This window comes from Sutcliffiella sp. FSL R7-0096, from assembly GCF_038595065.1.
GTDB lineage: Bacteria > Bacillota > Bacilli > Bacillales > Bacillaceae_I > Sutcliffiella_A.
This window is the reverse complement of record NZ_CP152003.1, coordinates 2,483,750-2,499,071: the sequence shown is the minus strand read 5'-3', so window position 1 is coordinate 2,499,071 and position 15,322 is coordinate 2,483,750. Positions and strand designations below refer to the sequence as shown.

General features: G+C 32.9%; 18 protein-coding genes and 1 pseudogene. 18 read left to right on the top strand and 1 reads right to left on the bottom strand.

The genetic code is table 11. The features are described from left to right. Nucleotides 1-127 precede the first annotated feature (127 nt). The 8 genes and pseudogenes from MKY77_RS12645 to MKY77_RS12610 all read left to right on the top strand — a co-directional run bounded on the left by MKY77_RS12645 (nt 128) and on the right by MKY77_RS12610 (nt 4,807). The gene (locus MKY77_RS12645) at nt 128-685 is read left to right on the top strand and encodes an isochorismatase family protein (protein ID WP_339146185.1); all 558 of its coding nucleotides are present in this window, start codon (nt 128-130) and stop codon (nt 683-685) included. Between the two features lie 243 nt (nt 686-928). Further along, entirely contained in the window at nt 929-1,375 is a 447-nt protein-coding gene (locus MKY77_RS12640) for an OsmC family protein (protein WP_339146184.1), read from the top strand. Nucleotides 1,376-1,529: 154 nt separating this feature from the next. Next, entirely contained in the window at nt 1,530-2,093 is a 564-nt protein-coding gene (locus tag MKY77_RS12635) for a hypothetical protein (protein ID WP_339146183.1), read from the top strand. 209 nt (nt 2,094-2,302) lie between these two features. After that, nucleotides 2,303-2,635 (top strand): cell division protein FtsK, encoded by a 333-nt coding sequence (locus MKY77_RS12630; RefSeq protein ID WP_339146181.1) that lies wholly within the window; start codon nt 2,303-2,305, stop codon nt 2,633-2,635. A 106-nt stretch (nt 2,636-2,741) separates the two neighbouring features. Beyond that, nucleotides 2,742-3,299 (top strand): alpha/beta hydrolase, encoded by a 558-nt coding sequence (locus MKY77_RS12625; RefSeq protein WP_339146180.1) that lies wholly within the window; start codon nt 2,742-2,744, stop codon nt 3,297-3,299. A 253-nt stretch (nt 3,300-3,552) separates the two neighbouring features. Further along, the gene (locus MKY77_RS12620) at nt 3,553-3,693 is read left to right on the top strand and encodes a hypothetical protein (protein ID WP_339146179.1); all 141 of its coding nucleotides are present in this window, start codon (nt 3,553-3,555) and stop codon (nt 3,691-3,693) included. Nucleotides 3,694-3,707: 14 nt separating this feature from the next. Beyond that, nucleotides 3,708-4,058: pseudogene (locus MKY77_RS12615) on the top strand (GNAT family N-acetyltransferase); the annotation flags it as partial. A gap of 251 nt (nt 4,059-4,309) precedes the next feature. After that, on the top strand, nt 4,310-4,807 hold the full coding sequence (locus tag MKY77_RS12610) for a GNAT family N-acetyltransferase (protein ID WP_339146177.1): 498 nt from the start codon (nt 4,310-4,312) through the stop codon (nt 4,805-4,807). Between the two features lie 472 nt (nt 4,808-5,279). On the opposite strand, the gene mraY is transcribed toward MKY77_RS12610, so the two are convergent. After that, nucleotides 5,280-6,236 carry a phospho-N-acetylmuramoyl-pentapeptide-transferase gene (gene mraY, locus MKY77_RS12605; protein ID WP_339146176.1) on the bottom strand — a complete coding sequence of 319 codons (957 nt, stop codon included), beginning with the start codon at nt 6,234-6,236 and terminating at the stop codon, nt 5,280-5,282. Nucleotides 6,237-6,568: 332 nt separating this feature from the next. Between mraY and MKY77_RS12600 the strand changes: the two genes are divergently transcribed. The 10 genes from MKY77_RS12600 (at nt 6,569) to MKY77_RS12555 (ending at nt 15,225) form a co-directional block, all read left to right on the top strand. After that, nucleotides 6,569-6,691, top strand: a complete 123-nt coding sequence (locus MKY77_RS12600) for a hypothetical protein (RefSeq protein WP_342515345.1) — start codon at nt 6,569-6,571, stop codon at nt 6,689-6,691. After that, nucleotides 6,658-7,284, top strand: coding sequence for a class I SAM-dependent methyltransferase (locus MKY77_RS12595; RefSeq protein ID WP_339149808.1), 627 nt, complete (start codon nt 6,658-6,660; stop codon nt 7,282-7,284). The genes MKY77_RS12600 and MKY77_RS12595 overlap by 34 nt, the downstream gene beginning before the upstream one ends. A 53-nt stretch (nt 7,285-7,337) precedes the next feature. Beyond that, nucleotides 7,338-7,901 (top strand): SAM-dependent methyltransferase, encoded by a 564-nt coding sequence (locus tag MKY77_RS12590; protein ID WP_339146175.1) that lies wholly within the window; start codon nt 7,338-7,340, stop codon nt 7,899-7,901. Between the two features lie 94 nt (nt 7,902-7,995). Next, entirely contained in the window at nt 7,996-8,586 is a 591-nt protein-coding gene (locus MKY77_RS12585; protein ID WP_339146174.1) for a hypothetical protein, read from the top strand. A gap of 459 nt (nt 8,587-9,045) precedes the next feature. Next, nucleotides 9,046-9,591: a GrpB family protein gene (locus tag MKY77_RS12580; protein WP_339146172.1), complete on the top strand. Its 546-nt coding sequence runs from the start codon at nt 9,046-9,048 to the stop codon at nt 9,589-9,591. Between the two features lie 240 nt (nt 9,592-9,831). Beyond that, a complete protein-coding gene (locus MKY77_RS12575) occupies nt 9,832-10,425 on the top strand; it encodes a dienelactone hydrolase family protein (RefSeq protein ID WP_339146170.1) in 594 nt (197 codons plus the stop codon). Between the two features lie 244 nt (nt 10,426-10,669). Further along, complete coding sequence (locus tag MKY77_RS12570) at nt 10,670-11,095, top strand: hypothetical protein (protein WP_342515344.1); 426 nt, start codon at nt 10,670-10,672, stop codon at nt 11,093-11,095. Nucleotides 11,096-11,528: 433 nt separating this feature from the next. After that, complete coding sequence (locus MKY77_RS12565) at nt 11,529-12,998, top strand: spore germination protein (protein ID WP_339146168.1); 1,470 nt, start codon at nt 11,529-11,531, stop codon at nt 12,996-12,998. Nucleotides 12,999-13,013: 15 nt separating this feature from the next. Further along, complete coding sequence (locus MKY77_RS12560; RefSeq protein WP_339146167.1) at nt 13,014-14,123, top strand: GerAB/ArcD/ProY family transporter; 1,110 nt, start codon at nt 13,014-13,016, stop codon at nt 14,121-14,123. Beyond that, entirely contained in the window at nt 14,107-15,225 is a 1,119-nt protein-coding gene (locus tag MKY77_RS12555) for a Ger(x)C family spore germination protein (RefSeq protein WP_339146165.1), read from the top strand. The genes MKY77_RS12560 and MKY77_RS12555 overlap by 17 nt, the downstream gene beginning before the upstream one ends. The last annotated feature ends 97 nt before the right edge of the window (nt 15,226-15,322 follow it).

The following is a 15,322-nucleotide window of genomic DNA, read 5'->3' as shown; positions in this document are numbered from 1 at the left end:
AAAAAGAGGGTTTTACGGTTTTATTAAGAAATAATGTAGATAGTTAAAGGGGGCGATATTATGAAGAATACAATTGAAGAAAAGTTTGGGGAACAGGGTAAATTTTATATGAAAAGGAGTTTTTCTATTGAAACAAGCTTTAATCATTATTGATGCTCAACAAGAACTAATAGATGGTAGCGTAAAAGAAAATCCAGTCCGTAACAAAGATGCATTATTGAATAACATTAATCTGGTCGTTGAAAAAGCATTAGCGCTAGGAATAGAGCTTATCTTTATTAGAGATTTGGATGTTGCTGAAGGGAAAGGGATTGGATTTGAGATTCATTCAGAGATTCAAGTTCCAGCATCTGCCAAGATCTTTGATAAAAGTGCTACCAATGCCTTTTTTGGAACACCGCTCTTAAACAAATTAAAAGAAAATGAGATTAAGCATATCATAATAATGGGGTGCAAAACAGAACATTGTATTGATACAGCTGTAAGAATGGGAACCGTTAATGGTTTGGATGTAACATTAGTTGGTGACGGACATTCTACAACAGATTCTGATGTTCTGACCGCAGAACAAATCGTAAATCATCATAATAAAATTCTGCATGGCCACTACAATGTTGACCATTTTTCTGTTGTTCGAACTACTAATGAAGATTTGTTTCAACCAATCCATGACAATTACCGATAAATTGCCATTTGTCCCGGTTAATTCAGAAGCTCTGATAAACATTATTAATCTTCAATAAAAGGGGGATTCTCTGCAATAAAGGTAATTGCTGATCGGTCTAATATGATCTTCAGCATACTTCAGCAAAAGGGCGCATTTGTTGTAAAAAATATAAGGTCATATAATATACTTAGTGACTATATTATATGACCTTTGTTTGTTATATATTAACAAAATAAAAAATGAATGCAAGGAGGAATGAAAATGGCAGAGCATCATTTTCATTTAAAGGCGCATTGGCCTGGACTACGTAATGATGTAGGGAAAATCGAAGCCGATCATTTAGTGACAAAAATCTCTATACCAAAAGAAATGAACGGTCCCGGTATTGGTACAAATCCTGACGAAATGCTCCTTGGGGCAGCAGCAACATGTTATATTATTACACTTGCTGCGATGATGGAACGTAGTCAGATAGAGAAAGATGGATTAACGATGGAATCAGAAGCAATCGTTGATGTGACAGATGGTGTATTTACATATAAAAAAATTATCCATCGACCAAAAATAGTATTGAAACAAAATGCTTCCGATCGAGACAAAAAGGTGGCACAAAAGATTGCGGAAAAAGCTGAAAAATCTTGTATGATTAGCCGTGCAGTTCAAGGCAATGTGGATATTAAATTAGAAGTAACTATTAAAACTGCTTAATTGTACATTCAAATGAATTTGTGGAAAGCCCAAACTTCATTGTGATTTTATCAAGGTATATCAGTTAATGAGAACTATAGTTTATATAAGAATAGGGTGCGTTTGTTGAAAAATGCAATTCATACGGAACTGAAATTTGGAAGGAGGACTGAATTTGAAAAAAGAATATTTTGTACAATATTCGGATCAAAGCATAATTAATAGTGTTGACTTTCCAAAAGATGTTTTTACATCTATATCTATTGGAATGGCTGACATCACAAATGATTTAATAATTTCGTTAGTCCAAAAAATGTTCGGTCTTCCTGTTTTCTTTGTTTTAAACTCAATGATTTTTGGATACGAAAAAGAGACCTTAATTTCAAATAATATTCCATTTTATGAATTTTCATCAGATGGAGCTGTAATTAAAATAGACACAATAGATAATTTGAATCTTTTAAGTAAGCTTGCAGAAGAACTGGCTTGCAATGGTCTGAGTGTGTTCATTTTTCACGGGAAGGATTTATCAGAGCAAGATTTAATTCCTCCAAAACATTGGGTGGATGAACCTTTAGTATTTAAATACCTTGATGTTAATAAACTAGAAACCTTTCTAGATATTGGAGAGGTGGGATTCACCATATTTACTAGAAGTAGTTTATTTGACTCTCCTGAAAAAATTCCAAACTACATACCCAGTGATTACTTCCTTAATATTTATAGTAGTGATATATAACATAATCGTTATGGTCTTTGCCCCGCAACCAATCTGGAGCTTATCTGCAACAAGGTAAGCTTCTTTAATATGTAAAATATATCTTAAGTAAATCTCTGATATTTGAAATAATTGGTATTAAGCAATAGGGCAGGATTGTTGAATAAAGATAATGAAGTTATTAGTGATAGTTTCTATTGTATTTATCCTTTTTGAAAAAGGAGATATTTATGTTAATTGATTATCTGATTAAGTTTAAAAATTATATTATGGATGTTCGTGAAAGTGAAGATCTCTCATTGGAAGATAAAAAATATATTGAAAAGGCACCTAAGCAAAATCCTTACGGCTTATTTACTATGTTGATTGGCGGCATTGCGTTTACATTTGGTAATAAATATGTATTGATACCGATTATTTCTATAGTTTTTGGTCTTGTTACAATTCGTACATTCGAAAAAGCTAAAGAAGATAATATTTGGCCATTCTATATTGGAATAGGGCTATCAGTAATTGGACTTGTTATGTATATGATGGGATATAGTAATAATTTGATTTTTTAATGAACACGTTAACGCAGGAGTAAAAGTAGCAGTTTGCGAGTTCTTCCGCAAACTAGAGCTTTAATTGAATATAACCAAAAAGATTTTTATAGAGGGAGGTTATTATTTGAAAAAGGAAGTAATGTTTATTCACAGCGCAGGACCCCAGGAAGGGAAACAGGGAAGTAGCCAACTAATCGCCTACTTACAAAAATCGATCAGTTCGGATTACAGTTTTTCCTCCCCTGCCATGCCAGATCCTGAAAACCCGAGTTATGATTTATGGGAGAACGTATTAAAAGAGAAACTTTCTGAGTTAAATGGTTCCGTTATTTTAATCGGCCATTCACTAGGTGGATCTGTCCTCCTAAAGTATCTCTCAGAAGGAAATTGTAATTTAACCATCTCTGGTTTGTTTTTGATGGGATCGCCGTACTGGGGCCTGGATAAAGAGTGGCTATTTAAAGAATTTGAACTCTCCGATAAATTTGCTACAAGACTACCTCAAATCTCACAAATCTATCTATATCATAGTCGAAATGATGAAGTAGTACCTTTTTCTCATTTTGAACACTATGCCTATAAACTTCCACACGCGAAGGCAAGGATCTTCGAGAACTACGGGCATTTATTTCAAGATGATCTGCCTGAACTTGTTCAAGATATCGAAGCAATAAATCGTTAAAAGAAAATTTTTAATTCATCGTATACTTACCGATTTCAGTTGTAGCAATTGTAGATACTAGCATAAGGTCAATTCGCAACAAAGAGAAATATCTTGATATCAAGTCTTCCTTTTAAAAGCGCGATCCTCAAGGATCAGCGCTCGTCTTTATATGGGCCAAAATGATAAATAGCTTATTGTAGGGATTTTAAGATTATGAAATAATTGGTATTAAATAAAAGTAAGAATTGATGAAAAGGGGAAGGGGTATTTTATGTTAATTAGAGAGATAGAAATTGAGGATGCAGAGAATTTGATAAATCTCATTAAGGAAGTAGAAGCAAAATCAAATTTTATGCTAATGGAAGCTGGAGAAAGAAAAAAACTACTCCTGAACAGCAACGAAAACATTTAGAACGTCTTGGACAGCAAAACAATTCAACAATCTTTGTGGCAGAACAAGAAGGAAATCTAATAGGTTATTTGATTGCTATTGGCGGAAGTGTAAAAAGAACTAAACACTCAGCTTACATTGTTGTAGGAATTTTAGAACAATACAGAGGACAAGGGGTTGGAACTGCTTTATTTAAACGTGTTGATGAGTGGGCGAAAAGTCACCACATATCACGCTTGGAACTCACAGCGGTTACTAACAATGAAGCAGGTGTAGCTCTATATATAAAGAGTGGATTTGAAATAGAAGGTACAAAAAGAAATTCTCTTAAGATAGATGGAACCTCTTATGATGAGTATTATATGTCAAAGTTATTAACATTTTAACTCAATTATTTAGTAGCTATAGTTGAAGAAATGTATAGTATCTTGAAATCGAGTCTTCGGCAATTGGGCGCAATCCTAGAACAAGGATCAGCGCCTATTTTTCATTCTATGGCCATTTAATTGAATAAGGCTAATTGAGTAAACGGGAAGTAATGTACAAAATAACGCTTGTAATAATATCTAACATTGTTGTTGTGAGACAACAGTTTTCCTGTTAAATGAAGAAGTAGATACTAAATGAGGTGATTTTGTTGGTTAATGATGTAAAAATCGAACAAGTAAAATCAATTGGAGAACATATTGATGAGCTTTCAGAACTTTTGATACATACAGTAGAAGATGGTGCGTCAATTGGCTTTTTACCACCATTGAAACTTTCAGAGGCTACAAAATATTGGGAAAGCGCATTAAGACCTGAAGTAATTCTATTCGTCGCAAAAATAAATAATCAAATTGCAGGGTGTGTACAATTACAATTATGCACCAAGCAAAACGGTGGTCATAGAGCCGAAATCGCAAAATTAATGACACACCCTAATTATCGACGTAATGGTATTGGACGTATACTAATGCAAAAGATTGAAGAAAAGGCAAAGATGGATGGTATGTCGTTATTGGTTCTAGATACAAGAGAAGGAGACCCTTCTACTTCATTAGGTTACATTCAGGCTGGAAGGATTCCTAATTATGGAATATCTGCGAGTGGCAAATTAGATGCAACTATTTTCTATTATAAAAGCCTCAGTTAATTTAGTGGAGAATAAATCTTTCCTACAAACGGACTTCTAATGTTCATAAGTGTGAACCCGTTTCAACGACATGGATAATTCCACAATAGGGCGCATTTCTTGAAGAAGGGCTCTCTTTTTGTATAGGGCCATATATTTGAAGGATCAAAGAAATTTATCTAATTTTGTATTTGAATACCAGGTTGCTATGTATGTGAAGTTCCTACTTAAAACGATCTTCAAGTCGAAGATCGTTTTAACATAAAATATCTTAATATTATGCCTAAATGTAGCACCCCTACAAGTGCACCTTTTTATAATATTAAAAAGGAGTTCGATGACAAAATGGAGATCATCTTCATTTATGTAATTATCGGGGTATTGATTAGTACATCAATTTTTGCAGTGGCAGATTTTCGACCTTGGTATTTTTTCTTAGCGTTGTGCATTGCCTGGTTACCTCTAATATTCATTGGAATGATTATAACTTTATTTATGGATTTAGAAGAAATCTCCAATAAGCTAAACAGATAAAAGCACAAAACCAAGAAATAAATCCAAAAACCGTGACAATTGTAGTTTCGGACCACCCATATTTTAAGCCAAAGTGATAATGAATCGGTGTCATTCTGAAAATACGCTTATGAGTAAGTTTAAATGAGGAAACTTGTAAAATAACCGAAAGTTGTTCAGCAAAATATATAAAGAATAAAATGGGGATTAAAATTTCAACTTTCTCAAGAACAGCAAGAAATGAAAGCGATCCACCTATAGCTAATGATCCAGTATCCCCCATAAAAGCTTTTGCAGGATATATATTATAAATAAGAAATCCGAGTAAACATCCAATCATAATTAAACAAAAAATTTGCACCTCTGATCTGTCTGAGACCATAAAAAAGAAAAAGTATGTAGGGATTGCAACAACTCCTAAAAGACCGTCTAATCCATCCGTAAAATTTATGGCATTTGCAGAACCTACGACAAATAAGGTAATGACAATGACATATAACACCATTGGAAGATCCAAGGAAATATTTTTTAAAATATTAATGCTGGTGTCTACGCCTAGTTCGTTGATCACGTAAAAAAGCAAAATGCCAGTAAAAATAAATTGAAGAATAAGTTTGGTCTTACCTGATACCCCTCCTGGATCTTGACGAGAAGCTTTCCAAAAATCATCCAAAAACCCAATAAAACTAAAAAGAATGTAGGTAATGGACAAGAAATACATTAATGGAGTAGGTGAAAAAAGAATTGATACGATAATTCCTACAAAAAGAATAATTCCAAACATTAACGGAGTGCCTTTTTTTAACTGATGATCTGAAGGAAGTTCTTTTCTTATCGGTTGAATGAACCTAAGTTTTCTCAAAACAGCAATTAATAGTGGAGATAAAATTGAAACAACTACAAAAGCAATTAACGATGGGATTATTTGATTACTCACTTCTCATTTACTCCTTTTCTCTTTCCTATCTATAATAAGTTCTAAAAAACTCATTCATTTCCTCTATTTAATTCAATATTATTATGTATATTTTATTCAAGAAAAGGGCGCAATCCTGGAACAACAAAGGAATAGCGCTGTTTCTGTTAGAAAGAGGAAGAATTATATATTGTAGAAATTTTTAGATTATGAAATAATTGGAATTAAGGGATAGCTCAGGATACCGAGACTATTCCTTATTCAGCAAAAAGCTAGTTAGATGAAAAGTAATCCGATGTACAGGTACTGGTAAAGATAAAAAATATATAAGTATGAATAGAAAGTAGGTATTTATGATTCCTCTTGTATATGACCAGATTAATCGCTGGGGTAAAGATGATGAGTTCTTTTTAGCACTTTTAAAAAAGTTAAATGTAAAAAAATTGCAGATCTGGGCTGTGGAACAGGAAGATTGACATCTCATTTTGCGAAAGCAAACTATCATATTTCAGCTATTGATCCGAATGAAGAAGCTATTGTACATGCGAAAAATAAAGAGTATCCAGGCGATGTGAGTTGGATAGTCGGAGATAGCTCATATTTACAAACCAGTACATATGATGCCGTTACTATGACAGCGAATGTTGCTCAAGTATTTCTTACGGATAAAAGTTGGCAGCATGTCATATCAGATGTTTATCGAGCCTTAAAACCAGGAGGATCTTTTATTTTTGATTCACGTAACCCATTAGCAAAAGAGTGGGAAAAATGGGAAATAGATAAGACTCCTGATGTTGCAACGAATCAGGTAAGTGGCGAACCACTTGAGATTTGGACGGAATATGAGGGGTTTATAGAAGATGTTTACACCTTTTATGAAACTGTTAAAAATCCACGTACAAATGAAGTAATAGTTCAAGAAAAAATGCAATTGAAATTTCGAACACAAGAAGAATTTTATAAATCATTACAACAAGTAGGATTCTCAGAAATACAAGTTTATGGGGATTGGGAGTTTAAACAAGCAACTGTAGAAAACAAGTCTATTATTTTTCATGGCATAAAATAATTGAATAATCTAAAGAGAAATATAGAAATAAATAGGGAATTAAGAGGTGGGAGTTGTTGGCCATAAAACAAAAAGACATTAAGTTAGTGATTGGTGCAGGGGAATATAATAACAATCCAGATTGGATACATACACAGGAGAAAGAACTCAATTTACTAGATAGAGATACTTGGAATGACAGATTCGATATTAATTCGATTACAGCTATTTTGGCAGAACACGTTTGGGAGCACCTTACTTATGAAGAAGGTATAGAAGCTGCAAAGATGTGTTATAAGTATCTTAAGCCAAAAGGATATATTCGTTGTGCAGTTCCTGATGCATATTTTCAAGATGATTCATATCAAAATATCGTTAAAATTGGTGGACCAGGACCTAAAGACCATCCCGCTGCAAGTCATAAAATAGTACACAATTATAAAACTTTAAAGCAAATGTTTGAAACTGCTGGATTCGAGATTAATTTACTTGAATATTGTGATGAACAGGGTAAATTCCATTATAATGAGTGGAATGGAGCCGATGGTGTTATTTTTCGTTCAAAAAAGTATGATCCACGAAATCAAGGGGAAAAGCCTGTTTTCCCATCATTAATCTTAGATGCATTTAAGCGGTAGTTATTAAACTATCGGGCGTAATTCAGGAGTAGGAAATGTGCTCTTTCGTTGTGAATCGGGCCATAGTGGAGAAAAACGGAGTGGTGTTTCATGTATGTTCTCTAATGAACAATTACAAGACTTAATTGAAGGGAAAATCGTTGGGAAAAAGTTCCCCTATGATACAATTAATGAGCAAGAAATTGAAGGTCATATACGACGGTTATTTCATCGAATAAACCGTATTCCTAATTTAGTATGTGAAGCAGAGTGGAATCATTTTGGCAGTGGATACGCCTCTTTTGTTGAATTTTTTTGTTACCGAAAAGAAGATGTTATAGTCGTTGAAGAGAAGTATGGTCGTCGAGAGATAAAGATAGATGGGATAATTATTGATATTTGTCGTTTAGCACCTGTAGCCATATTGGGCGAAGATGAAAGGTATAAAACAATACATATCGAAACTAACGAAGTAGTTGGTGGGGCATATGGTTCTTTACTTGGTGGTCCAAATCTAGTAGATTTGAGCGAGAAATTCCAAACAATTGCAGAGAAGTTGAAACAAGCCTTAAAAGAGTTTGATTATGAACTATTAAAAGCTGAAAAAATGAATCAACCTTTGTCTTTTCAAACAAAAATTCCAACAATCTTTCGTGAACCTAGAGAGTATTTAGTAATGGATGCTATTTTTTATTGGGAGGATTAGTTTAATTGTTTCATTATGTCCAAAATGAGCTATATTGGATATATAAAAGTTTGAGTAATGGCCTATATTGTATTTTTCGCGTCCTTTTTCGTGGGATATATAATTACCCAATTGTAAAGACTACTATATTTACAATACTGGATTGTATTGAGGATGTTATTGGTATGGGTCTAGACCAATGGATTTATTGTCCTTCGCTAAGATATGTAGTTGAAATTTGTCATGATGATGAAGTTAGCATAAGTTGGATATGATGAGTTATTATTACATCTTCCGTAATCGGGCGCGATTCTACAAGAATGGCGCTCTTTTATTTATGCCCATTGTGGGGAAGGAGAAAAGGTATGAATGGAGAATAAAGTAAAAAGTAGATTACTTAAGTTGTTTTACTACCCTGGTCACATAAGGTAAAACAATTTTAGCAAATGATTAAATATAAACAGTTTGAGGGTGAGTAAGATGGAAAATATTCATAATAAGAACACATGGCCAGTTTGGGCTACCGAGACAATAGACATTGTTGAACCGAATCCAAGATGGATCAAAAAAGGTGAGCATGAAAAAGCATTACTTCTAGATATTCTTTCTCCTTCAGGTATAACTAAAATTCAACATTATGGAAGTACATCTATTCCGAATTTACCATCGAAACCAATCATCGATTTAATGGCCCAGATTGATTCATTCGAAATGGTAGAAGACATAGCTTCATTGTTGGTTGATTACAATTGGCATTACGTGCATCCTGATTTAGATCAACGCCCGTGGCAAAGGTTTTTTGTGAAAGTAACTAACAACAAACGAGAAGTACATCTACACCTATTGCTTGAGGGGGATGAACGGTGGGATAAGCATCTACTGTTTCGAGACCGATTACAATCTAATCGGCGTCTTCTTAATGAATATGCTATCCTTAAAAAAAAATTAGTGAAAGAATTTAGTAATGATCGTGAGTTTTACACTAAAGCTAAAACACAATTTATTAATTCGGTGCTTAAATTGTAATCATGAACAAAATTAATTGCGTTGATCCTTTAAGATAAGTTTCAAATTTTCCATCGATACATAATTGTTTTGTTTTGATATAACTTGAGCTTACTCCACAATCAGGCGCATTTCTAAAATTAAGGAAAGTGTCTTTCTTTATGATAACGGCCAGTTCTGAGTAGGGGAAGGATATGACATCGAACTAATTAGCGGGGCAGGTAGAATTGATATAATTCTTTACAATAAGAGGGGAATAGGGTGCTTAAAACAAACAAAAAATCGGATAAATTAATTATTGTCGTTCACGAAATATATGGAATTAACCAACATATGGTTGATTTATGTGAATTACTGATAGAACAAAATTTTGATGTTATTTGTCCAAATCTATTAGAACAAGAAAAATCCTTTGATTATTCTCAAGAGGTAAAGGCTTATCAAAACTTTATGGATAATGTAGGTTTCGCAAACGGATTATATAAAGTGAAAAATATATTATTAGATAATCAAAATGGGTATTCAAAAATATTTATCATTGGATTTAGTGTAGGGGCAACGGTTGCGTGGTTGTGTAGTGAAGAAGAATGTGTTGATGGTATTGTTGGATTCTATGGTTCACGTATTAGGGACTATGTAAATATATACCCAAAATGTCCGGTGTTACTATTTTTTCCGAATGTGGAAAAATCATTTAATGTAGATGAATTAGCTTCAACTTTAGATAAACCAAATATAAATGTACATATAGCTTATGGTGAACACGGATTTACTGATCCATATTCTTCTAAATACAATGAAGAATTAGCTAAAAATACATTTAGAGAAACATTACACTTCTTCAAAAATAACTGATTCTTTTATTAAACGGGCACGTTCCTATAACGGGATTAGCGCTCGTTTTTATAATGGCCAAAAAAATATATTATTGAAGGGATTTTTAGATTATTTAATTGGAATTAAACAAACGGGCAGGAATAACATAACTTTTGTTTTCTAAAAACGTATAGTTATAAAAATATATAAAGTGGGGGTAGAGATTTGAAATCTAGTTTTCAAATTTTGATTCTCAACAAGCAGAGTACAACAACTGTTTATAATGCAGAATATAGAGTTCAATTATATAAAGGGCAGTCGTAAAGACACGTTCTTTGTAAAGGCAATTATCCGCAGCCCTCAGCAATTTAAAGAATATTATCCTTATTTGCACGGGAATGGCAGTATGTTGAACTTATCATTATGGGCCTTAAAACAAGATGTATTCAGATTTGAGGAAAGGGAATATGAGTCACCTTATCCTGTAAAAAGGACTAAAAAGAACCGAACCAGACTTGTTAAATTAAAGTGGGTAGCCAACACGCCAATTGTAACTTTTACTGAGAATTCTACTGTGTTTTGGGTTGGCCATGATGGTGATTATATTACTGCCTTCTCAAATAATGAATATTTTTCAAAAATAGAATGTCTTCAAGAAATAATACCAGAAAAAGTCGAACTGGTTGATGGTGGTTATGAGTGGGAATAGTGTTATCCCATTTCATTTCATACACTTTTGAACTAAGGGAGCTTTTGGGGCAGTCACATCATAATACGGAATGAATAAATAATAGACTATGAAAAAATAATCATCGAGGCAATAGGAGCTGGCTGTGTTGATCATCAGTAAACGTTGGTTATCCTTTAATTGAAAGATCACATTATTATATTCAAGTATTGGGCGCTATCCAGGAACAAGGATCAGTGCTTTTTTTGGTTAAAACAGAGAGGGAATAACATATTTTAGAAATTGGTATTAGGTATTAAATTATTTCTACAGGTTAAAGAAATAATTATTAATGAGTACAACTAATCCAGAAGAAGAAAGCAATGATAGATTCCCTTAAGTTTCCAGATATTCAGAACGAATATAAATTTGAATAAAGTACATAATAACCTCGAATAACCCTCTAGGAAGCAGGATGAATATGGATTTAAAGAGGTTCTCCATAAAAAAACAACACAGTCAAAAGAATAATAATCTACAAGGACTGACAGTAGATTTAGATATGTCACTTAATATTGCCTTACTAAAAAAACTTACCTATGATACGGATGACTTAATTATAAAGACGTTTAATGAAGAAATCACTCTAGTTTATTTTGAATCAAAGGTAGACTATAGTGACTTGGAAAAGTATATTCTATCTCCTTTAACTCACCATCAATCTGTTGAATTTGTTGAAAGTATATCGTTGCATAAGACTGTAAATATAAATGATATTAATGAAGCTATTGAATATTTAACACAAGGTAATTGTTTAATTATCCAAGAAAACAAACCGGTTATTATCGCTATTCACGTAGAAAACGTGATGAAAAGAGAAATTTCTGAACCAATAAACGAACAGGTTATTAGAGGTTCCCATATTGGACTTATTGAAAGAATGTCTTCGAATATCAACTTAATAAGGTCCAATGTTCATCACCCTGGTTTGGTAGTAAAATACATAAAAAGCGCTAAGAAAATTTCTAGTGATCGCATAGCTATACTTTATATCGAAGAACTAGCAGATAAGGATATAGTTGAAAAACTAAGTAGGAAATTATCGATTATAAATACAGACAATATCAATTACACTTATTTTAATGAAGAATTGTTAGAAAATAATACTTTCTCGCCTTTTCCTCAAGTATTGAATACCGAAAGAGTAGATAGGGCAGTCAACAATTTACTTGAAGGAAGAATTACCTTACTTATTGATGGAAGCCCAACGGCTTATATTTTGCCAGTGACATTTTTCACATTCTATCAGTCTCCAGACGATTACCAAAGCAGGTGGTTAATAGGAAGCTTTTTTCGTATACTCCGATTATTGAGTTTTATCATTGCACTAAGCCTCCCTCCTTTATATATTGCGCTTATTGCATTTCATTATGAGGTCATCCCTGGGGATTTAGCATTAGCCTTTAAAGATTCTGTTCAAGAAATTCCGTATCCACCAATCGTTGAAGCAATAATATTAGAAATCACAATAGAATTAATAAGAGAGGCAGGAATAAGGTTACCCAATCCTCTAGGCCCTACAATAGGTATTGTTGGGGGGTTAGTAATTGGCGATGCGGTTGTAAATGCAGGTTTAGTTTCTACTTTGATGATAATTGTGGTAGCTCTCACAGCAGTTGCTTCATTTGTGGTGCCAACATATGAATTGAGTATGTCTAAAAGAATAATGAGGTTTCCATTAATGATAGCTGCAGCTTATTTTGGATTTATAGGCATTATCATTGGATTTTCCATCATAATAATACACCTCTGTCAATTAGAGTCGTATGGCAAGCCCTATCTATCACCCTTATCACCTTTTGATCCAAAAGAATTTAGGGATAGCATAGTTAGGCTACCTAGCTGGATAATAAATGAAAAGTTAACTAATAAGAAGCCTGAATAGAGAGTGTGCAAAAAAGTGATTACAAACAAAAATGAAATTTCACAGTGGCAACTTTTTGTACTAATAATTCAAACTCAAATAGGAGTCAGTGTCTTATCTCTACCATATACAGTTTCAAAAAATGCAAAGTGGGATGGATGGATATCTGTCATAGTTGCTGGTATAGGTATTCAGATAATAATAACAGTCATTTGGATGTTGCTAAAAAACAAGGATAAGATGGAGACCATCTATAGCATGCAGATGTTATTATTTGGGAAGAAACTTGGATTTATTTTTAACTCGTTATACATCTTATTTTTTATTACAATCTTTTCGTTCATATTGGTTTTATATAGTGAGATAATCAAAACTTGGATTCTCATTTATACCCCGCATTGGATGATAGTTATAACATTATTAGTACCAATCATTTACTTGGTTAAAGCTGGACTCCAACCCATTGCTAGGTTTAATGTTTTAACAGCGTTTATTATTGTATTAATTATTATCTCAGTAGCTATCTCCTACAAAAAAGTAAACATATTATACATTTTGCCAATAGGTTATAACGGAATCAAAAATATCCTTATTGCTTCTAAAGACTGTATTATAGCAATGCTTGGTTTAGAAGTGATCATGGTTGGCTACGCACACACCAAGATTGCACCTAGAAAAGCATATTTCATGTCAAGTATTGCAAATATCTTTGTGACTTTTCTTTACTCTTTTACTGTTTTTACTTGCTCTATTTATTTTAGTCCTGATGAAATAAAAACAATACCTCAACCAGTCCTTTATATGACCAAAGGCTTCACCTCACCCCTATTAGAGAGAGTTGACTTGATTTTTGTTACATTTTGGGTTTTATTAGTAATCACTACAGCTTCATCTTATCTATATATGGCTAGTTATGGTGTGAAATTCACTTTTAAAACATTAAATTTTAAGGCAATTGTTTTAGTTGTAGCGTTAATATCGTATCCACTTACATTCATACCTAGAGAGCAATATCTATTAATTGATGATATTGGCAGAGTTATCAATTATGTGACGTTCGGTTTCCTTTTATTCCTACCTATTTTATTACTATTACTTTCTTATTTGTTTAAGGGGAAAGGTGAAAATAATGAAACGATTCCATAAGACCCTTATAATCTTTTTAGTTTTGGTATTAGGGACTGGTTGCTGGGATGATAGGCTTTTAAAAGAAGCAACTTTACTAATGCTTGTAGGTGTAGATTATCAAGAAGGAGGACTAGTCCAAACATCTGTATCTGCGCCATTATTACCAAGCCAAGAAACAACCGAAAATCGTTTAAATTCAATAGCTGTTGGTAAGTCTTTTAGGGATTCTATATTAGCATTAGACAAATCAATTCCAGGGCAAATTGATATTTCAAAATTAAAAGTGTTTCTAATGGGTGAAACAGCTGCTGAAACGGATGTTTATCCGTTCCTAGATAGTATGTATCGGGATCCATTTAGTGCTTTAAACGCAAAAATTGCAATTGTAGAAGGTAGCGCAAAGGATTACATAATGTTATATCCTGGGAATAAACCAAGAATTAGTATTTATATTACTGAATTACTTAAAAATGCAGAGGAACATTCATATGTCCCTGTTCAATCTATAGAGTATATAACTCCGATTATGTTTGATGAAGGACAAGATTTTATTATACCTTATTTAAAATTAGACAAAACAAGTCAAGAGATTAGTGTTTCTGGCACAGCGTTGTTTAATGAAAGAAAACTCAGTGGTAAATTAAATTCTCAAGAATCTATGTTATTTTTGCTATTAGCAGACCAAAAGGGTAAATCCGCAAAAATGACACTCACAATTGGCGATGAGAATTATAATAGTAAGCCATTCGATAATATTGTAACCATCGAAGTTAGGAAATTGGATAGAAAATTAAAAGTAGCGCCAAAGAATGGGAGCATTGATGTAGAAATTGATTTAAATCTTTATGTAGATATTATTGAGTATCCTCATGATAACTTGCAACAAAAAAATGAGGTTTTCATGATTGATAAAGTTTTAACAGAAAAATTACAAGCCGAAAGTGAAACAGTTATAAAAAAACTACTTGAAGCTAACTGCGATGGTTTTGGTATTGGTAGGAGAGTTTTTGCAATGCATAATATTTATTGGGAAAATAAAAAATGGAAAGAAACGTATCCTACAATTTCAATAAAGCCCAATATTAAAGTGAAAATAATTGAACGGGGAATTATTAATTAATATATTTTTTATATTAGTTCCTTGTAAATAACCTTAAATTAAAGCATTGTAATAAATTAGCAACAAGGATTTCTTTACCAGGGGTAATCCCTTTATA

What these genes read in the sequence shown, in the direction of transcription:
- MKY77_RS12555 (WP_339146165.1), top strand. Translation starts at nt 14,107, where the DNA reads ATGAAACGATTCCATAAGACCCTTATAATCTTTTTAGTTTTGGTATTA.
- MKY77_RS12585 (WP_339146174.1), top strand. Translation starts at nt 7,996, where the DNA reads ATGTTCTCTAATGAACAATTACAAGACTTAATTGAAGGGAAAATCGTT.
- MKY77_RS12580 (WP_339146172.1), top strand. Translation starts at nt 9,046, where the DNA reads ATGGAAAATATTCATAATAAGAACACATGGCCAGTTTGGGCTACCGAG.
- MKY77_RS12570 (WP_342515344.1), top strand. Translation starts at nt 10,670, where the DNA reads ATGCAGAATATAGAGTTCAATTATATAAAGGGCAGTCGTAAAGACACG.
- MKY77_RS12565 (WP_339146168.1), top strand. Translation starts at nt 11,529, where the DNA reads ATGAATATGGATTTAAAGAGGTTCTCCATAAAAAAACAACACAGTCAA.
- MKY77_RS12600 (WP_342515345.1), top strand. Translation starts at nt 6,569, where the DNA reads ATGATTCCTCTTGTATATGACCAGATTAATCGCTGGGGTAAAGATGAT.
- MKY77_RS12620 (WP_339146179.1), top strand. Translation starts at nt 3,553, where the DNA reads ATGTTAATTAGAGAGATAGAAATTGAGGATGCAGAGAATTTGATAAAT.
- MKY77_RS12640 (WP_339146184.1), top strand. Translation starts at nt 929, where the DNA reads ATGGCAGAGCATCATTTTCATTTAAAGGCGCATTGGCCTGGACTACGT.
- MKY77_RS12630 (WP_339146181.1), top strand. Translation starts at nt 2,303, where the DNA reads ATGTTAATTGATTATCTGATTAAGTTTAAAAATTATATTATGGATGTT.